This is a genomic window from Ruminococcus flavefaciens ND2009, from assembly GCF_000621785.1.
GTDB classification, from domain to species: Bacteria; Bacillota; Clostridia; order Oscillospirales; family Ruminococcaceae; genus Ruminococcus; species Ruminococcus flavefaciens_C.
On sequence record NZ_KK211346.1, the window covers coordinates 310,884 to 334,583 of the forward strand.

General features: G+C 45.6%; 18 protein-coding genes. 12 read left to right on the forward strand and 6 right to left on the reverse strand.

Annotation, left to right across the window (positions count from 1 at the left end; all coding sequences use genetic code 11):
- Positions 1-158: 158 nt before the first annotated feature.
- Together T488_RS0108245 and T488_RS0108250 are read left to right on the forward strand one after the other, a co-directional pair.
- Entirely contained in the window at positions 159-752 is a 594-nt protein-coding gene (locus T488_RS0108245) for an RNA polymerase sigma factor (RefSeq protein ID WP_028520358.1), read from the forward strand.
- Positions 749-2,257 carry a hypothetical protein gene (locus tag T488_RS0108250; RefSeq protein WP_028520359.1) on the forward strand — a complete coding sequence of 503 codons (1,509 nt, stop codon included), beginning with the start codon at positions 749-751 and terminating at the stop codon, positions 2,255-2,257. Before T488_RS0108245 ends, T488_RS0108250 begins: the two co-directional genes overlap by 4 nt.
- Before the next feature lie 177 nt (positions 2,258-2,434).
- On the opposite strand, the gene T488_RS0108255 is transcribed toward T488_RS0108250, so the two are convergent.
- Positions 2,435-3,799, reverse strand: coding sequence for an MATE family efflux transporter (locus T488_RS0108255; RefSeq protein WP_028520360.1), 1,365 nt, complete (start codon positions 3,797-3,799; stop codon positions 2,435-2,437).
- Between the two features lie 169 nt (positions 3,800-3,968).
- On the opposite strand from T488_RS0108255, the gene T488_RS0108260 reads away from it, so the two are divergent.
- From T488_RS0108260 to T488_RS0108280, 5 genes are read left to right on the forward strand one after another with little or no spacing between them, the layout of a single operon-like run.
- Positions 3,969-4,733, forward strand: a complete 765-nt coding sequence (locus tag T488_RS0108260) for an AraC family transcriptional regulator (RefSeq protein WP_028520361.1) — start codon at positions 3,969-3,971, stop codon at positions 4,731-4,733.
- Complete coding sequence (locus T488_RS18750; RefSeq protein WP_028520362.1) at positions 4,726-6,369, forward strand: hypothetical protein; 1,644 nt, start codon at positions 4,726-4,728, stop codon at positions 6,367-6,369. Before T488_RS0108260 ends, T488_RS18750 begins: the two co-directional genes overlap by 8 nt.
- The gene (gene sfsA / locus T488_RS0108270) at positions 6,341-7,048 is read left to right on the forward strand and encodes a DNA/RNA nuclease SfsA (protein WP_028520363.1); all 708 of its coding nucleotides are present in this window, start codon (positions 6,341-6,343) and stop codon (positions 7,046-7,048) included. The genes T488_RS18750 and sfsA overlap by 29 nt, the downstream gene beginning before the upstream one ends.
- The gene (locus T488_RS0108275; protein ID WP_028520364.1) at positions 7,045-8,469 is read left to right on the forward strand and encodes a deoxyguanosinetriphosphate triphosphohydrolase; all 1,425 of its coding nucleotides are present in this window, start codon (positions 7,045-7,047) and stop codon (positions 8,467-8,469) included. Before sfsA ends, T488_RS0108275 begins: the two co-directional genes overlap by 4 nt.
- Positions 8,462-9,436 carry an ion transporter gene (locus tag T488_RS0108280; protein WP_028520365.1) on the forward strand — a complete coding sequence of 325 codons (975 nt, stop codon included), beginning with the start codon at positions 8,462-8,464 and terminating at the stop codon, positions 9,434-9,436. Before T488_RS0108275 ends, T488_RS0108280 begins: the two co-directional genes overlap by 8 nt.
- A gap of 237 nt (positions 9,437-9,673) precedes the next feature.
- On the opposite strand, the gene T488_RS0108285 is transcribed toward T488_RS0108280, so the two are convergent.
- The 4 genes from T488_RS0108285 to T488_RS17450 form a co-directional block, all read right to left on the reverse strand.
- Positions 9,674-10,207, reverse strand: coding sequence for a DUF3877 family protein (locus T488_RS0108285; protein WP_051536398.1), 534 nt, complete (start codon positions 10,205-10,207; stop codon positions 9,674-9,676).
- Positions 10,208-10,287: 80 nt separating this feature from the next.
- On the reverse strand, positions 10,288-12,135 hold the full coding sequence (locus T488_RS0108290; protein ID WP_028520367.1) for an ABC transporter ATP-binding protein: 1,848 nt from the start codon (positions 12,133-12,135) through the stop codon (positions 10,288-10,290).
- Positions 12,128-14,452 carry an ABC transporter ATP-binding protein gene (locus T488_RS0108295; protein ID WP_028520368.1) on the reverse strand — a complete coding sequence of 775 codons (2,325 nt, stop codon included), beginning with the start codon at positions 14,450-14,452 and terminating at the stop codon, positions 12,128-12,130. Before T488_RS0108295 ends, T488_RS0108290 begins: the two co-directional genes overlap by 8 nt.
- A 109-nt stretch (positions 14,453-14,561) precedes the next feature.
- Positions 14,562-15,431, reverse strand: coding sequence for a hypothetical protein (locus T488_RS17450; RefSeq protein WP_037297597.1), 870 nt, complete (start codon positions 15,429-15,431; stop codon positions 14,562-14,564).
- Between the two features lie 163 nt (positions 15,432-15,594).
- Here T488_RS17450 and T488_RS0108305 point away from each other — a divergent pair, with 163 nt between their 5' ends.
- The 5 genes from T488_RS0108305 to T488_RS0108325 all read left to right on the forward strand — a co-directional run bounded on the left by T488_RS0108305 (position 15,595) and on the right by T488_RS0108325 (position 20,191).
- Complete coding sequence (locus tag T488_RS0108305; protein ID WP_028520751.1) at positions 15,595-16,266, forward strand: response regulator transcription factor; 672 nt, start codon at positions 15,595-15,597, stop codon at positions 16,264-16,266.
- Complete coding sequence (locus tag T488_RS0108310) at positions 16,254-17,411, forward strand: HAMP domain-containing sensor histidine kinase (RefSeq protein WP_028520369.1); 1,158 nt, start codon at positions 16,254-16,256, stop codon at positions 17,409-17,411. The genes T488_RS0108305 and T488_RS0108310 overlap by 13 nt, the downstream gene beginning before the upstream one ends.
- Before the next feature lie 77 nt (positions 17,412-17,488).
- Positions 17,489-18,385: an ABC transporter ATP-binding protein gene (locus tag T488_RS0108315; RefSeq protein WP_028520370.1), complete on the forward strand. Its 897-nt coding sequence runs from the start codon at positions 17,489-17,491 to the stop codon at positions 18,383-18,385.
- The gene (locus tag T488_RS0108320; protein ID WP_028520371.1) at positions 18,385-19,614 is read left to right on the forward strand and encodes an ABC transporter permease; all 1,230 of its coding nucleotides are present in this window, start codon (positions 18,385-18,387) and stop codon (positions 19,612-19,614) included. The genes T488_RS0108315 and T488_RS0108320 overlap by 1 nt, the downstream gene beginning before the upstream one ends.
- Complete coding sequence (locus T488_RS0108325; RefSeq protein WP_028520372.1) at positions 19,565-20,191, forward strand: hypothetical protein; 627 nt, start codon at positions 19,565-19,567, stop codon at positions 20,189-20,191. The genes T488_RS0108320 and T488_RS0108325 overlap by 50 nt, the downstream gene beginning before the upstream one ends.
- 64 nt (positions 20,192-20,255) lie before the next feature.
- Here the strand turns inward: T488_RS0108325 and T488_RS0108330 are convergent, their stop codons facing one another.
- Positions 20,256-23,495, reverse strand: coding sequence for a dockerin type I repeat-containing protein (locus tag T488_RS0108330; RefSeq protein WP_028520373.1), 3,240 nt, complete (start codon positions 23,493-23,495; stop codon positions 20,256-20,258).
- Between the last annotated feature and the right edge of the window lie 205 nt (positions 23,496-23,700).

A 23,700-nucleotide genomic window follows, 5' to 3' on the forward strand; every position in this document is an offset into this window, starting at 1 on the left:
TTTATTCTTCTAACAAGTCTTAAAAATTTTTTTGAGATTATTTCGTCTTTTTTGGCGTCTGAAATCACTTATATATGAAAGCTTTCATAATGGCTTCAGAGAAGCTTCAAATCACTGAACACATCAGGTTCTCTGACAGCCGCAAAAGGAGTGATAATATGGATGCCGTAACTAAATCTATCAGCGGAGGTGACACAGCGATTTTTACAGTATTTTCAGAAAATGATAAAGCATCTGAGACTGATAACACAGTAAACGAGCTTATATCAGACTGTGCGACCTCCAAGGAGAGCCTTAGCAAGCTGTATCTTATGTTCAAGGACAGCGTTTTTGCTGTGGCTTTCGGAATAACATCTGATTATCATTTGTCACAGGATTGTGTGACCGAGACCTTTGTCAGACTCACTCAGGTAAAGAGATTCTCCGCGAAGAAAGGGGACGGCAAAGGCTTCATACTCACAATAGCGCGCAACGTTGCATTAGAGCTTCGCCGAAGGTATAAGAAAGAAATATCCAACTTCATCATACAGAGCTACGGTGAGGCTGAAAAGACTGTGGAGGACAGTATTTACATAAATCAGCTTCTGAAGCATTTAAACGATGTACAGAGGCAGACCGTCATACTCAAGTGCTGTGCGGAGCTTACCTTCAAGCAGATCGCAAAGGTCATGAGGTGTCCCGAAACAACGGTCAAATCAAGGTACAAAAAAGCAATATCCATATTACAGGAAAAGGCAGGTGAAGATCAGTGAAAGATAAAAATATCAAAGGAGATCCCGTTTTTGAGAATGAGCTCAGAGATAAGATGAAGGAGCTTTCATCAAATGTAGACTGTTTCGACAAGATCTCCGCAAGAGCTTTTCCTGAAAAAGATTCGGATTTTTCCGACAGCGAGTTTACCGTAAGCGACCTTGAGAACGTTACGGGAAAGCACAGGGCAGCCTCTGTACTAAAGTGGATAGCTGCGGCTGCGGCAGTGGTTATCTGCGTGGGAGTCCTGCCAAAAACAGCATTCGTACAGAATTTCCTATACGATCTTCGCAAGAACGGCGATGAAAAGTACCGTCAGCTTGTATCAGAAATACTTTCAGAGACAGATGAACACACCTATGATATATATGATATGCCGCTGAAGGACTACATTGATGCCGATATACTTGTGGATCCTCTTTACAGAAGTCCCTTTGCGGACAGCGAGGACGAGGACATAAGGGTTCGCTTTTTTGTAAGGACCGTACAGCCTGACATTTTCACAGATCAGGTTTATGCAGTTGAGTATAAGGGCGAATTTGGCAGGTCAAGTATCCTTGCAGCTGCGGAATCAAATTCAAAATACAGCGACAAGGAGTTTGAAGAACTTAGCAATGACTATTATTTCATGTCCCGTTCCGAAGCACAGTACGCTGCGGATAGGCATTTCACAGGAGACAAATACGGAAATATGCTGGATCAGGACGGCAATATTGTTGCAGCTGCTTCATTTGATTACAAATGCTTCATAAAGGACGGCAATGACATCAGGGCGGTTACTGCACAGGTGCTTTATTCAATGGGAGAAAACAGCGGAAGCAATTATGATATGTTCATTGGAGCTTATGACGATAAAACAGAGAACTACACTGCTGTTGATGTGCCCGATAATAAGGATATGTGGAAATGCTCGATAAACTTTGACGGCACTTCGGCTATGCCCGTGGAGGACGTTGGAAGCTTCGCAAGAAAGGATTACTTCAGCAATATCAGCGATTCAGTCACATCGGAATCAATGGCTTACTACTTACCATTTGAAGATGCAGCTGACAGTTTACTAAGTGACGGTCATACCGACTTGCTTGAAATAGATCCCGATATGCAGGAGAAAACTGCAATTACCGCACCTGCGGCGTATGCGTCAAAATGCATGATGCAGGTCTATATACCGCCTTTCAATTTCTTCTTGTATTCGTCAGACAGCAATGCCAAGATACTGATAAAAGTGGAAGGCATTGACGAAGAGATCAGGATACATCGATCAGATGTTATTGATCATATTGGCGAAAATGACATCTCATCGGATGAAATGGAGAAGATTGCCGCCGAAAATGAAAATATAGAAGCAGAAATATCAAAACAGGCGCAGGAAGCTAAAGAGGTTTATGAACAGGAACAGAACAGGATGAAGGCAGAAGCACATAACATTGAAGCTGTAACAGTCCCAGAGGAATTTCTGTTTGATCCTCAAAATAATCCTGCATTTACGTTCACATCATCCAATTAAGCAGCTTACGGAAGTTCGCTTAAGATATAATTTGAATTGCAAAAGAAAGTTCAGATACAGCCCTTCGAGAGATCGAAGGGCTGTTTTTTGCAAAAAAAGTGCTGCCTGTGGGAAACACAGACAGCGGAGTGAGGATGGAAATGGGGTGTATATTAACGACTGAATACCAGTCTGGGATCAGGCAGCGGTCCTGAGCTTTTTGTGGCTGATGGCAGAGGTGTCGAGGCTCTTGTTGAGAGTGTGCTCAAAGGAAGCCATATTGAGGATAAGAGCTCCTATCCAGGCGGAAGCCTCTGCGTAGGCTGTAGCCCGGAAGCCGATAACATTGATGAAAAGTGCTATAACGCCTATTCTCAGAGCCATCTCGGCTATACCAGAGATCATAGGTACAAGAGGCTTTCCGAAGCCCTGACAGCCGTTCCTGAATACGAACAGGGAGTCAACTGCGAATAAGAATATACCGCATATCGGCAGGTAAGTACCTGCGATACGAATGGGCTCTGTACCCGTTACCATTACCTTTGCAAGGTAAGTAGGGAAGAATATCATAATTGAGCCAAGAATAAGGTATGATACAGTTGCGATAGCAAGACAGACATGGAGTCCCTCGCGTATACGGCTGAACTTTCTTGCGCCGTAGTTCTGGCTTGTAAAAGCTGACATTGCAAATCCCGCAGTGCAGGCAGGCTGCATGAACAGATTGATGAATTTACTGCAAGCTGAATAAGCTGTTGTATAGGCAACTCCCAGACCGTTTACGAAATACTGGATGACCATGCAGCCCACAGCTGTGATGGAGTTCATGAGAGCCATGGGCAGACCGTTCTTGAAAAGCTCTATATAGAGACTTCCGTTGCCCATGAAGTCAGCCTTGGTGATATTGAGGACGTCTATTTTGCGTATCCTGAGCCAGCAGATGAAAGCTGATACTATCTGTGAGAATATAGTAGCTATAGCAGCTCCCTCTACGCCTGTTTTCAGTACGAAAATGCAGAATATATCAAGGAAAATGTTTACGATAGTTGATATGATTATCGCAACGAAGGGCGTTTTGCTGTCTCCCAGTGCGCGGAGTATGCAGGAGCAGAGATTATAAGCGATAGTTGCAGTAAGTCCTCCGAATATGAAGTAGCCGTATACCAGTCCGTCGTGCATGATAGCAGCGTCTGTCCTGAGAAGCCCCAGCACGGGACGGAGAAATATGATACTCACAGCGCTGAGAGCAAGTGCTATTATGAAGCAAAGCATTGCAGATGACGCCACCGAGCGGCGGAGCTTTGCGTAGTCCTTGGCGCCGAAGCTCTGTGCGACTATAACTGAGAAGCCGTTTGCAAGTCCCATAGAGAAGCCGAAGATGAGAAATGTCAGTGATGACATATTACCCACAGCAGCCAGAGCGTTATCGCCCAGACCCTTGCCGACGATGGCTGTATCAGCGATGTTGTACATCTGCTGGAGCATATTTGTCAGCAGCATGGGAAAGTAGAATTTCAGGATAAGGCTTGATACTTTTCCTGTTGTGAGATCATTTGCCTTTGCCATAGTGATGCCTCCTTGTGAAGCAGTTCTTTCATGTTTACTCTTTCTTTATTGTGATTATTATAGTCCAGGGCAAGAACAAATTATATCAGAAATATTGCATTTGTATCAAAAATAGGATATAATAGAAATATCACAAAATATGACCGACACCGCAACAGGAGGTGAGCTGATGAAAACTGACAGAGATCTTAATTACAGGCTTTATATACAGCGAAATGACGGCTTTACAAGAAGTCCCTTCGAATATGAGCTCAGCTTTTACAGAGCAGTCCAGTCAGGGGACACCGAGCAGGTCAGGAAGCGTTTCGAGAGCATACGTCCCGACTTTATGAAGGGCAAGGGTACTCTTTCACAGGATCCCGTCCGCAATCTCATGTATCACTTTGTAACGGCAGTTGCCCTTGTGGCAAGATACTGCGTTGAGGGCGGTCTGGGACACGATACAGCGTACACTCTCAGCGATATTTATATACAGCGTGCGGACAAGATGAAGGATATTGATGAGCTTATCGACCTTTTCGGCGAGATGGAGCTGGATTTTGCAGAGCGAATGAGAACGCTTAAAAAGGACAATGTCATATCACTTCATGTACGAAGGTGTATCGACTATATCTATGAGCATCTTCATGAGGATCTTACATTAAATGTCCTGGCGGAGCACGTCGGACTTAATCCGTCTTATCTCTCAAAGCTTTTTTCCAAGGAAAAGGGCATGAGCATAAAGACCTTTGTCACAAGGGCAAAGATCTCTACAGCGGAAAATCTGCTGAGGAACTCAGATTTTTCCTGCCTTGACATATCTCTTGCACTGGGCTTTTCCTCCCAGAGCGCTTTTATCAGTGTTTTCAGGAAAATAAACGGAATGACCCCCAAGAGATTCAGGGAGCTTCATTATAAAGATGTTATCGAAGGGAATAAACACAGCGATGAATAATAAAATAAAAAACGGAAAGAAGTCGGAGCTGCTGTTCGGACTTGTCATAACGGCTGTCGCAACCGTCATCGGAATTATAGGGCTTATATTCCACGAGCCCTGGTATGAGGAGGCTCAGCCATACCTTGTTGCTCGGGACGCTTCTTGGTATGAGGTCATATTCACCATACCCCACTATGAGGGACACCCGCCCCTCTGGCATATGCTCATAAAGCTTGCATCATGTCTTGGGCTTTCCTATGAGCTTACCATAAAGGGAGTACAGTTCATATTCTTTGAGGCTATGATACTGATGCTGGAGCTTCGTTCACCATTCAGCCGCGTAACAAAGGCGCTGCTGCCCACCAGCTTCTTTGTGATATACCATTACTGCGTACTGTCGAGGCCCTATGCCATGATGATGTTCGCAGGTCTCCTGTGTGCATCATTTTATTCAAAACGCAGAGAGAAGCCGCTGCCGTACATACTTTCAATGATATTCCTGTGCCTGTGTCATTCCTATGGTATCGCCTTTGCAGGCGGTATTGCCGCAGCAGATATAACCGGCGAGATGATAAGGAACAGGAGTTTCCGCAAGACTGTTTCGTTTTTTTCGGGCAATAAGAAACTGACATTCGGATACGCAGCACTTCTTGCAGCAGCTATAGCCGTTATTGCAGATATAATCCCGAAGCAGGACACCATGGCTGTTCATCTTGAAAACAATTACAGCTATCCCGCGGCACTTTTGCTGTGCTTATTCTTTGTGCCCTCGGAAGTATTCGTGACATCATTCTCCTCAGACGCTTCAAGTATACAGGACGAGGTCAACAGCATAGGCGAGATCATAGGAGCAGGAGCGGTTTCGCTGATAATATGGGGCATTATCTTCATAGTCTGCAAAAAGCGCAGAATGCTTGCGGAAATGATGATACCATATCTTTTTGCTTCACTGGTCATGAGTATATATGCTTATCCTCATCACTACGGGATATTCCTGCTTTACGTTATATTTATAATGTGGACAGCTGCCGAATCAGAGCCTGTAAGGCTTGAGGAATTCACAGCCGTTATAAAAAAGAGCGGCATTTCCGATAAGTTTGCGAAAAACTGCGTTATCGGCGGTATAGCAGTTTCGGCTGCAATGAATGTATACTGGGATGTTTGCAGCTATGCAAGGGATATAACCAATCCCTATGACAATTCACCTGCGGCTGCCGAGTGGATAAAGGAAAACCACATCGATGATAAAATGCTTATGATAGCATGGACACCTGATGATACGAACATCTATCCCGATGCACCTGTTACTCTCAATGCCTTTTTCGACAAGAACCTCTACTATAATATGGAGGGAAACGTTGCGTATGTAACTCACATAAAAGCCGATGAAGCAGAGAGAGAGGCAGATCGTGAATACTTCAGAAGCATGGGAGCTCCTGATTTTGTCGTCTGCTCGTTTCCTCAGTCGGCACTGAGCATAGAGAATGAGCTGGGTTTTGATGAGTCATACATTGCAGAAGCATATTCGGGAGAGGCTATTCGTCCCTTCAAGGACAAGATAGATGAAAAGCATCTGTATTTTATCTGTACAAGAGAGACTTATAAGGAGCTTTACGGTAAGGATTATGAGATACCATCATATAAAAACAGCTGAGTTTATCAGCCGCCCCAACAGATTTATCGCAAGGGTACTCGTTGACGGCAAAGAGGAGACTGTCCATGTGAAGAACACGGGACGATGCAGGGAGCTGCTCACAGAGGGCTGCACTGTTTACCTTGAGGAGTCGGATAATCCTAACAGGAAAACAAGATATGACCTGGTTGCTGCCGAGAAGATACGCATCGGAGTTCCTCCTTTGCTTGTGAATATGGACTCTCAGATGCCCAATGCAGCAGCCGGGGAGTGGCTGAAAAAAGGTGAGCTTTTCTCGGAGCAGGCTGTTATCAGACGGGAGTATACCTACGGAGCCTCACGGTTCGATTTTCGTATCGAGGACAGGGGACAGGTCTCATTCCTCGAGGTAAAGGGCGTTACTCTTGAAAATGACGGTATAGTCGCCTTTCCCGATGCCCCCACTGAAAGAGGAGTAAAGCACATTCACGAGCTTATCCGCGCAAAGTCCGAGGGCTTCGGCGCCTATATCCTCTTTGTGATACAGATGAAGGAGGTCACCGAGTTCAGACCAAATGACGCCACACATAAGGAGTTCGGTGACGCTCTGAGAGAAGCCGAAAAGGCGGGAGTAAGGCTTCTGGCATATGACTGTATAGTAACTCCCGACAGCATGACTATCGACAGACCTGTCATCATTAGAACGGAGTATAGTTTATGAACTGGAAGAAATTATTATGTGAAAAAAGAAGAAGGAGCGTTACCACCTCGGCAGTAAGCTCCGATACAAGGAATGAGTTTCAGAAGGACTATCATCGTATAATCGGAAGTGCCTCATTCAGGCGGCTTCAGGACAAGACCCAGGTATTTCCACTTGACAGGGGAGACTTTGTCCGCACTCGTCTTACCCACTCTCTGGAGGTATCATCCTTCGGAAAGTCACTGGGACAGATGATATTCCGTTATGTGCTGGAGCATGGTAAAGACAGGGAACTGACAGAAGCTGATGTGAGCAGGATATGCAGCGTGCTTGAGTGTGCGGGACTTATCCATGACATCGGAAATCCGCCCTTCGGACATTTCGGCGAGGACTACGTCCGTGACTGGTTCAAGAGAAATCTTCCCGAAATGGAGCTTGGCGGCAGGAAGCTTGACAGCATTCTCACACCGCAGATGGCAGGGGACTTCTACAACTTTGAGGGCAACGCTCAGGCTCTGCGGCTGCTGACAAGGCTCCACTTCCTTGTGGACGAGAACGGCATGAACCTTACCTATACCCTTCTCAACACCATTATCAAGTATCCTGTGCCCTCGACTGGTATCAACAAAAAGAGCGGCAACATCAAGGACAAGAAGATGGGTTATTACTATGCGGATAAAGAGATCTATGAAGACATCGTAAACAGCACGGGGGCTGTGGACTGCCGTCATCCTCTGGCGTTTATACTTGAAGCTGCTGACGATATAGCCTACAAAACTGCCGACATAGAGGACGCAGTAAAGAAAGGCTTTATAACCTACTCTCAGCTTGTCCGCGATCTTAAAGAGAGATATATGGAAAAATGTGCCGATGATGGCGAGCGTGATGAATACACCAGAGCTGTAGCAAAGCTTGAGGACTACTATGCACAGGCACTGGACAAGGGCATATCCTCTCCCGAGCAGAATGCAGTCCAGCGCTGGATAATCTATGTGCAGGGCGTACTGCTGAGATGTGCTTCCTTTGGCTTTACCAATAACTATGACGCCATTATGGCAGGCACTTTTCCGAAGGAGCTCCTTGCGGTCTCTCACGGAAATGCTATCGCCTATGCTCTGGGAGACATGGCTTACCGCTATGTTTTCAGCTCAAAGGAGATATACAAGCTGGAGATAGCTGCGGGAGAAATATATGAATTCCTGCTTACCAAGCTGACCCGTGCGGCTGTGCTCTATGATACGGAATTTGAGAGCTCTGCCATTGAGCAGAGGATAATGCGTCTGGTCTCTGAGAACTACATCCGCGCCTATAAAGTCAATGCGGAGGGAAAGTCCGAGGCAGAGCGGCTTTATCTCAGGCTTATGCTTGTGACAGACTATATCTGCGGCATGACCGACGGTTATGCGCGAAAACTTTACAGGGAGCTGAGCGGAATTGAGTGAAAGGACAAAAAAGCCCTTTAAACGGCGGATATTCGACATTATACAGATAGGCAACAAGAACGATTTCATCAGCCGATTTTTTGACTGGTTCATCGTAATAGTTATCATTCTCAATATACTTACGGTATTTCTTGAGACCTTCGACGAGCTTTCAGTTTTTCAGACTTTGTTCAATATCATCGAAATAGTTACCATCTCTATATTCTGCATTGAGTATATACTGCGTATATGGACTGCGGACTATCTCTATCCCGAGGAAAAAGGACTGGCAGCACGATTGAAGTTTCTGTGTTCATTTGACGGAATAGTTGATCTGCTGACTATACTGCCGTTTTTCTTCCTGGACGGATTTATCGTGTTCAGAATGCTGAGAGTTGTCAGAATATTCCACCTTTTCAGAGTAAATGCACACTATGACTCTTTTCACGTTATCACCACTGTTCTCAGTGAGAAAAAGAACCAGATAATCTCCTCTGTTTTTATTATCATAGTTCTTATGCTGGCTTCCTCTCTGGGAATGTACAGTGTTGAGCATGATGCACAGCCTGAGGCGTTCAGAAATGCTTTCTCGGGTATTTGGTGGAGCGTTTCAACACTACTCACTGTCGGCTACGGCGACATATATCCCATAACCGTTATCGGAAAGCTGATGGCAATATGTATAGCGTTTCTCGGCGTTGGTGTAGTTGCTATCCCCACAGGTATCATCAGTGCGGGATTTGTTGAACAGTATACAAAGAACCAGCACTCCGATGTCAGATTCAGCGATATAAATGAGGTCGGAGAGATACTCGTTGACAAAAACAGTGAATTCAAGGGTATGAGTGTTCGTGATATTGCCGAAAAGTACAATGTGTGCATACTTGTGATCCTCAGGGAAGAACTTACGGTGATCCCCGTAGATGACCTGAAAATGAAGCAGAATGACATACTTATCGTTAAGAGCGAAAAGTTAGTTAAGGAATAAAAAGTTACATAAATATAAAAAGAGCAGCATTATTTGTACAATTCAGACAAATAATGCTGCCGCTTATTGACAGGACTGGATAGAAATGATATAATATATATGCGAGAATAATTGGGTTGATTATTTGAGCGTGTACCGAGGTACGGTATCTGCACAATAACCGTTCTGAGGTAATTCTTTTGTAATGGACAAGTCAGAAAAGCTGTATTCTTAGGCTGAATACAGCTTTTGTCCTTTTCAGAAGCCAAAATCCTCATAGTCCTCGCGGATAAAGCGGTGATATGAGGCGTGAACGCTTCCGTCTATTTCTTCTTCCTCGGAGATACAGTAGTAATACTCGTCGGGGACAGAATCGGGAAAATACGCAAGATAGCGGAATTCCTCGTTTTTTATCTCCCTGATGATCACATCGGCAGAGGCGTTTCGGAACAGCTCTAAAAGGGGCTCAGTGCTGCAATGTCCTGCCACTGCTGAGACAAGGCTCTTCATAAAGCTGCGGTCATCGCTGCTGTTGTGAACGTATTCGGTGCCCTCAGCGGGGATAGTGATGCAGAAGCCGTTCTTTATGGGACGGAATGTGAGTCTGCCAAGCCTGTTTTCCACTTCGTCTGCAAACTCTGTAAGCACCTTCTCGGTGACCTCTGTCTCCAGCAGATGTTTAAGTGATGTTTCAGTATAGTTAAGACTCATGGGGCACTTATCGTAGCCCAGCTTCAGCTGAGCTTCATATATGTTGTCACAGAGATTTTTCTCAAGTCGTTTGAAGTTCATAGTCATTACCTCCGTAATAATTATAACATGAAATCGTTTTAATATCAACATAAAAGGTCTGCATAAAGCAGACCTTTTTCTTATGCACTTTCAAACTGTGAGTTGTAGAGCTGAGCGTAGAAGCCGTTCTTGGCAAGAAGCTCCTCGTGGTCACCCTGCTCAACAATATCACCGTCCTTCATTACGAGTATGAGGTCGGCATTTCTGATAGTTGAGAGACGGTGAGCGATAACGAAGCTGGTTCTGCCGCTCATAAGTCTGTCCATAGCGTCCTGAATGAGAACCTCGGTCCTGGTATCAACTGATGATGTAGCCTCGTCCAGTATCATTACCTTTGAATCGGAGAGAATAGCTCTTGCAATGGTGAGGAGCTGCTTCTGTCCCTGTGAGACGTTGCTTGCATCTTCGTTGAGCACCATGTCATAGCCGTTGGGCAGGGACTTAATGAAGTGGTGAGCGTGAGCAGCCTTTGCAGCTGCAATGACCTCCTCGTCCGTAGCGTCAAGGCGTCCGTAGCGGATATTCTCCATGATTGTGCCATTGAAGAGCCAGGTGTCCTGAAGCACCATGCCGAAGCTCTCGCGGAGCTTCTTTCTTGGTATTCTGCGAATGTCGGTGCCGTCAAGAGTTATAGTGCCGCCGTTCACATCATAGAACCTCATTAGCAGCTTTACCATGGTGGTCTTTCCTGCGCCGGTAGGACCTACTATGGCTATCTTCTGACCTGCCTTTACGTCAGCGCTGAAGTCACCGATGATGATCTTTTCGGGATCATAGCCGAAGGAAACGTGGTCAAATCTGACAGCTCCCGTTACATTCTCAGGGATAACAGGATCCTCGGGGGACTGCTCCTCCTCAGCTTCATCAAGAAACTCAAATACTCTCTCCGCAGCCGCAGCCATGGACTGTACCTGATTGATGACCTGAGCTATCTGCTGGATAGGCTGTGTGAACTGCTTAACATACTGAATGAAAGCCTGTATATCACCGATACCGATAACGCCCTTTATTGCAAGGAGACCGCCTGAGATAGCAACACCTGCATAGCCCATATTTCCAACGAACTGCATAACAGGCATCATGATACCTGAAAGGAACTGCGATTTCCATGCTGATTTGTACAGTACGTTGTTGACTGAGCAGAACTCGTTGATAGTTTCTTCTTCTTTGTTGTAAGCCTGAACAACGGTGTGACCGCTGTAGGTCTCTTCAACGATACCGTTGATGTGACCCAGATATTCCTGCTGTGTGCGGAAGTGCTTCTGGGACTTCTTGATTACAAATGAGAGCAGGAATGCCGAAACGGGAAGAATGACCAGTGAGATCAGCGTCATGAGGGGAGAAATGGACAGCATCATCACCAGTGTACCTATGAGTGTGGCAACAGATGTGATGATCTGAGTAATGCTCTGGTTCAGAGTCATACCAAGGGTGTCTACATCGTTGGTGATACGCGAGAGGACTTCACCGTAGGTCCTGCTCTCGAAATAGCCCATGGGCATACGTCCTATTTTTTCGGAGATGTCCTTTCTCATGCGGTAGGAGATCTTCTGAGAGATGCCTGTCATTATCCAGCCCTGTACAAAGCTGACAACCGAGCTGAAGATATAGAGTCCCAGGGTGAACAGGAGTATCTTGCCGATATAGCCGAAGTCGATACTGCCCGTGCCTGCTATCTTGCTCATAAGACCGTCAAAGAGAGCGTTTGTAGCCTTCGCCATGATCTTTGGTCCTGCCACAGAGAATACAGTAGCAACGGCTGCAAGGATCATAACGATGAGAATAGCTATTTTATATACGCCAAGGTAAGAAATGAGCTTTTTCAGAGTGCCCTTGAAGTTCTTGGGCTTTTCACCGGGAGCAAATCGTCCGCCGCCCATAGGTCTTCCGCGGCGCTGGGTATTCATGCTGCCGTTATTTTCACTCATTATCTTCACCTCCCATGCTCTTCTTTATCTCTTCCTCTGAGAGTTGTGAACCTGCGATCTGCTTGTATGTCTCGCAGCTGCTCATAAGCTCCTTATGAGTGCCCTTGCCGACTATCCTGCCTTCATCGAGAACAAGTATCTGATCGGCATTCATAATAGTGCTGATACGCTGTGCGACGATGATGACAGCTGAGTTTTTAACATAGGCTTCCAGAGCTTTCCTGAGAGCCGCGTCTGTCTTCATGTCAAGAGCGGAGAAGCTGTCATCGAAGATGTATATCTCAGGCTTCTTTACAATGGCTCTTGCAATGGCAAGGCGCTGCTTCTGACCGCCCGAGACATTGCTTCCGCCCTGTGAGATGGCTCTCTCAAAGCCCTTTTCATCAGAGCCGATGAATTCCATAGCCTGAGCTATCTCCGCAGCCTTTTCAAGCTCCTCATCTGTAGCCTCTGAGCGTCCGAATTTAAGGTTTGAAGCGATAGTTCCCGAGAAGAGCACACCCTTCTGAGGCACAAGACCTATCCTGCTGCGGAGGTCAGACTTGGAAAGCTTTCTCACGTCAATGCCGTCAACAGTGATGCTTCCTTCGGTAACATCATAAAATCTTGGGATAAGGTTTATGAGTGTGGACTTTCCGCAGCCCGTGCTTCCGATTATGGCAGTGGTCTTGCCCGATTCAGCGGTGAAGCTTATATTCTCAAGGGCATTGTCATCGGCATTGGGATATTTGAAGGATACGTTGTCGAATACAACTGTGCCCGAAGAATTACTTATTTTTTCAGTTTTTTCGGGATCGTTGACTGTTGAATCTGTTTTGAGGACCTCATCTATACGGTCGGCAGCAACTCCCGCACGTGGCAGCATTACCGACATGACAGTAAGCATGAGGAATGACATTACTATCTGGATAGCGTAGCTGATGAATGCAGTCATTGCGCCTACCTGAAGGTCGCCTGCATCAATGCGGTGAGCAGATACCCATACGATGGTAAGAGTAACGCCGTACATTACCAGCATCATACATGGCATCATGAAGGTCATGACTCTGTTTGTAAAGAGCTGAGTGCGCATGAGGGAGGTATTAGCCTTGTCGAAGCGCTGTTCCTCCTCTTTTTCTCTGCCGAAGGCGCGGATAACGCTGAGACCTGTCAGTATCTCGCGGGAGATAAGGTTCAGACCGTCCACAAGCTTCTGCATAGCCTTGAACTTAGGCATTGCCACCAGCATGAGGATAAGGACCAGCATGAGGATAATGGCAACAGCTGCAATGATTATCCAGCCCATGTGAGCGCCTGTGTTCACTACCTTGATAACGCTGCCTATGCCAAGGATAGGAGCGTACATGAGAACTCTCAGCAGGAGAGCCGTCACAAGCTGTATCTGCTGAACATCATTTGTACTTCTGGTGATAAGAGAAGCGGTGGAGAATTTATCTATCTCAGTATTTGAGTAGCCGATGACTTTCTTGAATATTTTCTCACGGAGGTCTCTGCCTATTCCCGCGCCTGTACGGGCAGCAAAGAAGCCTGCACATATGGAAGCAGCCAGCATGAGTATGGACATACAGAGCATTTTGAATCCCTGCTTCCAGAGATAGCTCTTCTGTATGGCGTCTACATCAACGCCTGCTGCTTTATCGGCATCGATCGCAAAGGCAATGCCCATGGAGTGCATGGTAGTTTTACCGACCTTTGAGACTGTCTCCTCCATCTGGCCGCGGATAGTACTGAGCTGTTCGGTGTTCATCTGACCGCTCTGGATAAGTCCCATCATTACGGGGCGCATATCCACATAGGTGGTCATAACGCCTTTTTCGTTCTTGGCTTCGTGAGTTTTAAGCTCCATGCCCATGAACTGACCTATCTCTTCGAGACTGAGGATGTCGATGTCAAATCCCTCGGGGGTCTGATCGGGAGAAGCCTGCATGGACTGCTTTATGGTCTCGCGGAACCTATCCTCGCTCATATTTCCTGTCTGATGAGACAGAGTCAGCGGAATAAGGAACTTGTCGCTGAGCTCCTCAAGACTGTCCTCGTCGGCAGTTCTTTTCAGTATACCGCTGTCCTGAGGGGAGTAATATCCCGTCCATTCGTTTTTCTCATCATCTGTCATAAACAGAGTCGAGTACATCATGTCTTCCTGAGTAATTTTCTCGGGTAGAGCATATTCCACACCCTGGTTCTGAATTCCCGTGTCTATCATATCCGAGGTGTACTGAGGCAGTGACAGGTCGCAGTATGCCTGGACACCCAGCAGCAGAAGAATGATAAGCACGATGAATTTGTAGGGTGCAAGATTCAGGATTATTCTTTTCATCATATCCTCCTTTTATAGTATATCAGCGTATATTATACATTAATAGTATAAAAAAGTCAAGTGAAAGTATGGTGAAAAAAAAGCCCCCGCGGTTGGCGGAGGACAGGCGTTATACAAGTATTCCCTTCAGTTTTTCGTAATTGGCTCTGATACCGTCATCTGCTTCGAGGACTATCTTCTGTTCTGCAAGAAGGCGGAGCCTGGCGATAAATCCTTCCATTTCGGTTATCTGAGCCTGTAAACGGCTTATATCTCTGCGGTGAACAGACTTTTCCGCACCGGTTGAGGACTTGTGGAGCTTTATCGAAGAACTCAGCTGTTTTTTCAGCTTCTCAAGGCAGGGAACAGCGTATTTTCTTTCCAGTGCTCCTATCATTTCGGGAGTATACCTGTGGAAGTACATAAAAGCGGTAAAGACGCTCTTTTTTCCCGATGTGAACTGCCAGTATATGGGGCGTTTCTTGTAGACCTTGAAGTGGTCGGCAAAGAAGTCCTTTCTAAGGTAGTTATGAATTACTGTGACAGGCTCGCCGCTTCCGCCGAGGGCGTCAGCTATAAAGCGGAGGTTTTCCACGAGAGTCTCACTGCCGTAGACCTTCTCCACAAAGTCGGTGACGGCTCTTGTGAGACCGCTGTCAGGTGAATTCAAGGTCATAATGTTGTCTTTGCAGGGAATGATCGTTGAGTACACAGAGCTGTCCCACTGACCGCCGGCATAGCAGAGCCCCTCGCGGTCAAGGGAATATCGTCCGAAAATGCAGCCGACAGCGTAGCTTATAAGGCTGCGTATCTCTCTTTGCAGGTCGGCAAGACGTACAGTGACATCGGTGTCATCGACATCGGGCGTTATCTCGCTGCCCATGCCGTAAAGGTCGATATAATAGCGATTGAGCTGTTCCTCGTTGGCTTTCAGCCTCTGGAAGCGCTGTCTGCACAGCTCCTCCCATTCTTTATATTTATCGGAAATAAGTCTTGACATAAAAAACTCCTGAATGATTTATATAAATAGTATATCATAAATACGTGTAAATATCAAGGAGTCAGGAAGCAGATTGACAATGAAGGGTTCGGGGAGTATAATATTATAGTTGAAAAATAGTTGATATTTACATTGTATCATTTAGCGGAAGGGAAGTGACCGTATGTACAGCATACTTGTAGCAGATGATGAAAAGGACGTGGTGAGCCTTCTCAAGGATTTCCTTGAGCTCAAGGGCTACTGCGTATATACAGCAAATAACGGAAAACAGGCTATAGAACAGGCTTCAAAGTCTCCAGACCTGATACTGCTTGATGTGAATATGCCCGAGGCAGATGGCTTTGAGGTCTGCAGGAGGATAAGAGACCATGTGAGCTGTCCCATACTCTTTCTCACCGCAAGGATAGAGGACGAGGACAAGATACAGGGCTTTGCGGCAGGGGGAGATGACTATATAATCAAGCCTTTTTCCCTGGAGGAGATCGGTGCAAGGATTGCTGCCCATATAAGGCGCGACCACAGAGTCAATACATCCAACAATGTGCGGTTTTTCGGAGATGTGGTGGTGGACTACAGTAATAAGACCGTTTCCGTTGGCAATGAGGCTCTTGACCTTGCAAACAAGGAATACCGCATAATCGAGCTGCTCTCGATGAATACAGGTCAGGTTTTCGACAAGGAGCGTATCTACGAAAAGATATGGGGCTATGATGCAGAGGGAGACAGCTCCGTCATTGCTGAGCATATACGGCGAATCAGGGCAAAGCTGGGACGATATGACGAGGACAGGCATCTTGCGACAGTCTGGGGAATGGGATACAAATGGATAAAATGAAGAAGAGAAGGATCTACAGCTCGCTGATCAAATATCTTATACCTTGTTTTATAATATGTACAGCAGGAATATGTCTCATAATGTGGCTGTCGGATTATTTTCAGCGGTGGTATCTCAACAGAGCAGGAAATATCGTAATAGCTACCTATGTATACACGGACGATCTGGAGATATCGGGTAAAATACCCGAGTGGCTCTGGAAATACAAGGCCATACGTTATTCAAAGACACTGCTGATACCGCTCTGGTCTGTGGTATGTCTCTGGTTCACATTCAGGCTTTTTTACAGCAGAGAGCTCAAAGAGCCTGTGGACGTTCTTTCAAAGGCTTCCGAGCGAATACTTGGAGATGACCTTGATTTCACCGTGGAGAGCCGTTCCGATAACGAGCTGGGAGCGCTCTGCGCCTCATTTGAGACGCTGAGAAAGAATCTCTATGACAGCAACTATCAGCTCTGGAAATCTCTTGAGGAGAGAAAGCGTCTGAACTCTGCATTCTCTCATGACCTTAGAACTCCCATAACCGTGCTGAAGGGGTACACAGAGCTGGCGGAGCAGCTTGACGGGAAACTAACGCCTGAAAAACAAGCGGATATTCTGAGAAAAATGTCAGGGCAGATAGACAGACTTGAGCGCTATACCGAGAAGATGAGCAGTATCCACAAGCTTGAGGATATTATTCCCGAGGAAAGCCGATTTACCTTCGGGCAGCTGCGCAGAGAGATCGATGAAACGGGAAGTCTTGTATGTACAGACAAGGTGTATTCACAGAAGGCAGAGGGCGATGCGGAGCAGGATCTCTTTACCGATAAAGAGATCCTTATGCAGGTCTGTGAGAACCTTCTTTCAAACGCTGTAAGGTATGCTGCAAGCTCAGTGAGCACACACCTATATACCGAAGGGGACAAGCTTTATATCACAGTCTCCGATGACGGCGAGGGCTTTTCCGAGGAGGCTCTCCGCAAAGCGTGGCAGCCATTCTATCGCGGCGGTGACGAAAACGAAAAGGAGCACTTCGGACTCGGACTCTATATCTGTCGTCTTCTTTGCAAAAAATGCGGCGGAGATATTGTACTTTCCAACAATGAAACGGGCGGCGGGGAGGTATCTGCTTCATTTGATATAAAAAAATCAGAAAGTAGATAAAAAGTTGAAATTCATAGATTATTATAATGACATGGTAAGAGAATATCTGCCATGTCATTATTTTTGGAGGCGATAAAATGGAGAAAAAGATCGAGATCAAAAATGTCAGCAAGTTCTACGGAAGAAAACAGGCTCTCTTCGATATAGACCTGACCATAGAGCAGGGAATGTTCGGACTTCTCGGCAGAAACGGTGCGGGAAAGACTACACTTATGAAGACACTTGCAGCACTTCACAAGAAAAAGAGCGGTGAGATCACCGTCTGCGGAGTTCCTATAGAAAAGGCAAGAGAGATACGTGCTATGACAGGCTATCTGCCCCAGGACTTTTCAATGTATCCGTCTATGAAGACAGATGAGGCTCTGGACTATCTTGGTGCACTTTCCGGCATACCTAAGGCGGATAGAAAGAAAAAAGTGACGTCTCTCCTCAGAAAGGTAAACCTCATAGAGCACAGGCACAAGAAGGTGAAGGAGCTCTCGGGCGGTATGAAGCGCAGACTTGGTATCGCGCAGGCGCTTATACATGATCCCACGGTGCTCATAGTGGACGAGCCTACCGCCGGACTTGACCCTGAGGAGCGTATACGTTTCCGAAATCTCCTCTGTGAGGTAGCTGAGGAGAGGATAGTTATACTGTCAACACATATCGTAGGCGACATCGAAGCTACCTGCGAGAATATAGCTATCATGGACGAGGGAAGGATACTCTGGAAGGGTACGGTCGAACAGCTTATCGACAATGCAAGGGGACATATCTTTACCTCAAACGTGGAGAAGCGTTTTATACCGCAGATCAAGAAGGAATACATCGTTACGGGTATGCTTTCGCAGAATGACTATACCACTGTCAGGATAGTTTCTGACAGTGAGCCCGATCTTCCCAATACTGTCCTCACCGAGCCTGACATTGAAGGCGCTTATATGTACTGCCTTCACAGCAGCGGCTGTGACGTAAAGGGAGGTGAGGAGTAATGCTGTTCGGCAAGGAATGCAGAAGAATACTGACTTCACTTACCTTTTTGATCTACTGTTTTGTTGTGGGATTGTTCTTTGTATCTCAGTACTTTGAAGAATGCAACGGTGCCCCATATATCCCTGACGAAAAGATATCCGAGGACCATGATGTAATAATGCACGGTGCAGTTGATGATCTTGCTACCGAATATTTTGCCAACAATTATACCTGCTACCCATACGGTTTTTATAAGACAGTCCGTCTTAAAGATAAGGACAGTAAAAAGGTCAGGGATTGTCTGCTTGAGATCTCTGGTCTTACCAATGATGAACTCATGGAAATCAGGGACAAGGGTGAACAATACTACATTGAACGCGGTACTCAGAATATTATGTACTATGATATTGGCGAGATGCCTGTATCTGACACAATAACATACGACCGTTTCTGTGAGCTTATGGGGCAGGTAGATGATATACTCGGCGGCGGTTCAAACTACAAAGTAGACGATATTGTTTTCAGATACTCCTATGTTCCCATGACAGATGAGGAAATAGAAGGTGTAATATCCGATCTCTATGATAAGGACGGAGTTGCAGGCGGATACGCAAGACTGTTTTCTGATTACATGGGCATAGTTCTTGGCATAATGCCTGTGTTCGTTACAGCTGCACTTGTCTCAGCAGACAGACGAAAGAGAGTCAGTGACCTCATTTACACAAGAAAAATATCCTCCTTTAAGCTTGTATTTTCAAGATATACGGCACTTGTCGTAATGATGTTCATTCCTGTTATACTTTGCATGATAGCTGCGTCGATACAGCTGATCAGAAACTTTGACTTCAGCGACCTTGCGCTTTACAGGATGTTTACACTGCCCACATTCTGGCTTCTGCCGCAGATAATGATAGTAACTGCTGTTGCTATGATAGTTACGGAGAAATTCTCCTCGGGGATAGCCATATTGCTTCAATTTGCATGGTGGTTCCATTCAAATATGTCAAATGGTGAACGGCTTTCAGGAAGCATAGGCAAATTTGATCTTATATGCCGTCATAACACTATCTATGGAAGAGATGAATTCCTGCTTAGCAGAAAAGATTTCATCTTCAACAGGGTATTCTTCTTCTTCGCAGCAATTGTCATCACAGCACTGACTGCATATATATTCGAGCTTAAGAGGGGAGGCAGGTTCAATGGTTTCAGGCTGTTTGGCAAAGATAGTATCTTCAGACACAAGGCATAATTTCCTGCTGCACTATCTTGCGGCTATTGGCGTGCTGCTTCTCACTCCCGCGATCTTCGGAGTATCCCGGCTTGACGAGGTGCTTGCAGCACAGCCCCTTGAGATCTTTCTTCCGCTTATGGGAGCGATACTTCTTCCCGCGGTTTTTATGCCTGAGCAGAATGAGAGTATCCGTGACGTAGTGCGCTCAAAGAAGACAGCTTATCTTGGCGTCTGCTTTCTGCGCCTGATACTCTCGGTGCTTTTGATCGCAGTGCTTACGGGAGCCTTCATGCTCTATATGAAAAATATGGATAGCAAGGTTTCACTGCGGCTTTTTGCAGGATCCTTTGCCACTGCACTTGCACTGGGCTCAGCGGGATTTTTTGCCTCAGCCGTAAGTGACAACGTTATAGTCGGCTACATGACATCAATAATATATTACATGGCAAATTTCGGACTTAAAGACAAGCTGAAAGTTTTTTACCTGTTTTCAATGTCTACAGGTAAATTCGGGGACAAGCACTGGCTCTATATATTAGCCGCAGTCCTTGTTGCAGCAGGCTTTGCCTACAGAAAATTTGTCAAAGAAAGATAATGATAATGAAAAGCCGCCTGTGAGACAGCTCACAAGCGGCTTTGTTGTTTTGTGTTGTCAGAGCTTATTTGCCATTGGGAAATGAGTCGATCTTGCCCATGATATAGGACTGGAGAACAACAACATCGGCAATTTCAAATGTGCCGTTCTTATTGAGGTCCATCTTCTTCGGAGCAGGCTTCTTCTCGTCAGAGAACTGAGCGATAAGGGTCTTTCTTGCAGCTATGAGATCCATTGAATCGATGGTTTCATCACCGTTAAAGTCACCAATGATCTCTTCTGCAATGACCTCTTTATCAAGGTTGACTTTATAGAAGGCATCAACTGTGCCTGTTGTTTCGCGGACATCGACTGAAATTGTGAATTCTGTCAGTGGAGTGCTGAGCAGAGCTTCATCGCCGATTTTGATGAGGTGGTCGGTAATATCGGCAGTGCCTGTCAGTTTTCCGCCGCTCTGCTGATCCTTTCTTACTGCGGCATAATACACGTACTCTGTAGAGCCGCCGAAGTTGTTGATTCTGTAATTGACCTTGTAAAGATCATATTCGTGACCGCCTGATGTATAGGATTTCACATATTCAAACTTAGGATCCTTTGGAGTTGCATAATAATCAAAGGCACTGGGAGCATAAATATTTTCATTTATATCGAAATCATTGATGTTTTCGATAATAAACAGCTCTCTTGCTACATTATCGTACATACCGCCTGTTCTGAGTGCTGCCTGATATTTTTTATCAAGAGTATGCTCAAACTTGTAATCAACAGTGATATGCTTATTGGAGTCAGCGTTGTAAGCAACACCCTCATCCAGCTTCATAGACGAATCAAAGTATCCCTCATCACTTTCCACAATGGAAGCTGAGAAAGCTCCGTTCTTATAACCGTGCATATAACCTGTTTTAAAGCCTGAGTACATAAAGCCTGAGAATGAATGATCTCCGAATGGAACGGTATCATTCTTTACGTTTACGTATTCATCATGGACGTATTCGCTGAATATGTCTTCGGGAGGTGTAACTGTATCATTGCCTATGGAGTAGCTTGCATTTATCTTACCGGTGGAGTTCTTCGTGTCCATACCAAGTCTTACCTCAGTCAGAGGAGTGCTGATAAGAGACTCATCGCCGATATTGATAAAATGATCGGTAATATCAACTGCACCGCTTAAAACTCCGCTTTCAGCCTGATCCTTTCTTACTGCGGCGTATGCTTCCATCTCTGAAGAAGAGCTGAAACCGTTGATGACGTAGTTTACCTTGTAAAGGTCGTAGTCATGACCGCCCGAAGTATAGGACTTGACGAATTCAAACTCAGGATTGCTGGGAACGCTGTAGAAGTCGAATGCCTGAGGGAATGAGACAATATCGTCAAGCTTGAAATTCTTGCTGTTTTCGATGACATAGAGTGTTCTTACTGTGTGGTCGACTGTACCGGACACTATTAATGCAGTCTGATAGTTATCATCCAGATCATGCACCACATTATAATTCAAGACAGTGTGCTTGTCTGACTGGGGATCGATAATGATAGCGTCATCTAATTTAGTGATTGAATCGAAGAAGCCGTTGTCACCGCCTTTGCAGGTTGCTTCAAAGCTTCCGTCCTCATAGCCGTACATATAGCCATCGGTCTTACCTGAGAAGGTGTGACCATTGAGATCAACATCGTTATTTGTTGCATCTACATACACACTACCGGGATTAAGGGGAGAGAACTCAGTTATTGTATTACCTGTTATATCAAGGTAGTAGCCTTCAATGGGCGAGCTTGCGTTAAGGCTTATGCGTGCGAGGTTCCCGAATTCCAGACCGTATGTCTGAGCAGCCTTCAGAGCAGCTGTAATAGGGACACTATGGCGATGGATCTCGCCGTCGCTGTAGTTTACGCCCGAATTATTCTTGTGGATGAATGTATATCCCTTGAATTCTTCCTCCAGCAGGGGAGCTGCATCATTATCATAGATGGAACCGTTATAAATATCATAGACCTCTCCGTTCAGATCAATGGTACCTACGTAGGAGGATCTTGAGGGAGAGCTGCCTTCAGTTTCCTCTACGAAATCGATCTTTACATAGGGATCAAGCAGCCATACTACTGCGGAAACGGCAACTTTATCATTATTAATGGAATAATAATAATCATAAACATAATTACCGTCCAGAACAGAGCTGTTTCCGTCGTATTCCTTTCCGACGGATACAGTCGATGTCATACCCTCTGATATATCAGCCACTAAATTTCCTTTTGCGCGAGGACTTACATATGAGCTATTCTCATGGGTCGTGTACTCATACTGTCCGTCCTCAAGGGTTATAATAGGCATACTGCTGTCAGATGTATGGCATGATACTCTGTAGCCGTCCAGTGTCTCGATGAAGTTTTTATGATATTCTACATCCAAACCATACTTTGGATTGTCAGTGATGATTTCCGGGACATTGAAGTATGAGCTTACGAGCTTGGAAGTGTGGTAGAGATTGCCGATACCTTCCTTGCCTTCGGTAAGAATACCGTATCCGTCAAGCTTTGTGCTGATTTCTGTAAGCTTGTTGAGTTGTTTCAGATGCTCGGATATGTCGGAGGAGATCTTCACAGGAGGAGCGTCCTCAATTACAGGAGCTGTTATAGCTCCGTTCTGATTAACAGCATAGTAGCGTACAACAGAATGATCATCAGCTCTTTCGGCAGCGGGCTTATAGAGGAAATATTCATTGCCGTTCGATGTATAGGAGCCTACTTTTACATAGTCTGAGAAGTCAGTGTCAGATGTGAAGCGCTCGATGACATAGAGCTCGTCACTTCCGCCGTTCAGCTCAAGAAGGGGACCGAATTTAAGGTCTCCGAGCTCACTTATCTGACAATGGAAGGAAATATCGTATCTCAGATCAGCCATTCCTTCAACAGGGGCTGCAAAATCAGTCAGCTGAGGAAGAAGATATTCCTTTGACTGATACATTTTATAGCTGTTACAGTTATGCCAGTTTGCGGTATAGCTTGAATTGTTGTTGTAGCTCTGGTCACCGTACATTGCGTATCCGCCGTCATGGCAGAACCAGTTATGGAATCCGAAAAGGTCATACAAAGCGTCATCGACTTTTCTGTTTGCAGCCAGACCTGTCCAGTCTATACCAAATTCATCGAGTATATCCTGGGGAAAATCAGGGATAAATATGGGCTCTTGCTCATATTCATCGACTTCGGAAGCTGCTGTCACGGTCACGGCGCCTGATGCGGGAACATATGCGCATGAGAGAGCCATAATAAGGGCTGACAGTGTGGAAAGGAACTTCTTGAAGATCATGTTTACTCCTCCTTATGCTATTCATTATCCGATGTGACAAAGATGTAAGTTTGCCAGAAATTGCGGTCAGAAAGCGGTCTGCCGCAAATATTTATAGCTATATTTAAATATAACACATTTGTACAAATTTTTCAACGCATTTATTGCTCTTTTTATATTCTGTTGAAGGCTTAATTTCGGCATAAAAAGGCTCCCTGACAAAAGC

Bases quoted from the DNA above. Each gene is read 5' to 3' on its own strand.
- T488_RS0108245 (WP_028520358.1), top strand. From the start codon at position 159: ATGGATGCCGTAACTAAATCTATCAGCGGAGGTGACACAGCGATTTTT.
- T488_RS0108255 (WP_028520360.1), bottom strand. From the start codon at position 3,799: ATGGCAAAGGCAAATGATCTCACAACAGGAAAAGTATCAAGCCTTATC.
- T488_RS0108260 (WP_028520361.1), top strand. From the start codon at position 3,969: ATGAAAACTGACAGAGATCTTAATTACAGGCTTTATATACAGCGAAAT.
- T488_RS18750 (WP_028520362.1), top strand. From the start codon at position 4,726: ATGAATAATAAAATAAAAAACGGAAAGAAGTCGGAGCTGCTGTTCGGA.
- sfsA (WP_028520363.1), top strand. From the start codon at position 6,341: ATGAGATACCATCATATAAAAACAGCTGAGTTTATCAGCCGCCCCAAC.
- T488_RS0108275 (WP_028520364.1), top strand. From the start codon at position 7,045: ATGAACTGGAAGAAATTATTATGTGAAAAAAGAAGAAGGAGCGTTACC.
- T488_RS0108285 (WP_051536398.1), bottom strand. From the start codon at position 10,207: ATGAACTTCAAACGACTTGAGAAAAATCTCTGTGACAACATATATGAA.
- T488_RS0108290 (WP_028520367.1), bottom strand. From the start codon at position 12,135: ATGAGTGAAAATAACGGCAGCATGAATACCCAGCGCCGCGGAAGACCT.
- T488_RS0108295 (WP_028520368.1), bottom strand. From the start codon at position 14,452: ATGAAAAGAATAATCCTGAATCTTGCACCCTACAAATTCATCGTGCTT.
- T488_RS17450 (WP_037297597.1), bottom strand. From the start codon at position 15,431: ATGTCAAGACTTATTTCCGATAAATATAAAGAATGGGAGGAGCTGTGC.
- T488_RS0108305 (WP_028520751.1), top strand. From the start codon at position 15,595: ATGTACAGCATACTTGTAGCAGATGATGAAAAGGACGTGGTGAGCCTT.
- T488_RS0108310 (WP_028520369.1), top strand. From the start codon at position 16,254: ATGGATAAAATGAAGAAGAGAAGGATCTACAGCTCGCTGATCAAATAT.
- T488_RS0108315 (WP_028520370.1), top strand. From the start codon at position 17,489: ATGGAGAAAAAGATCGAGATCAAAAATGTCAGCAAGTTCTACGGAAGA.
- T488_RS0108320 (WP_028520371.1), top strand. From the start codon at position 18,385: ATGCTGTTCGGCAAGGAATGCAGAAGAATACTGACTTCACTTACCTTT.
- T488_RS0108325 (WP_028520372.1), top strand. From the start codon at position 19,565: ATGGTTTCAGGCTGTTTGGCAAAGATAGTATCTTCAGACACAAGGCAT.
- T488_RS0108330 (WP_028520373.1), bottom strand. From the start codon at position 23,495: ATGATCTTCAAGAAGTTCCTTTCCACACTGTCAGCCCTTATTATGGCT.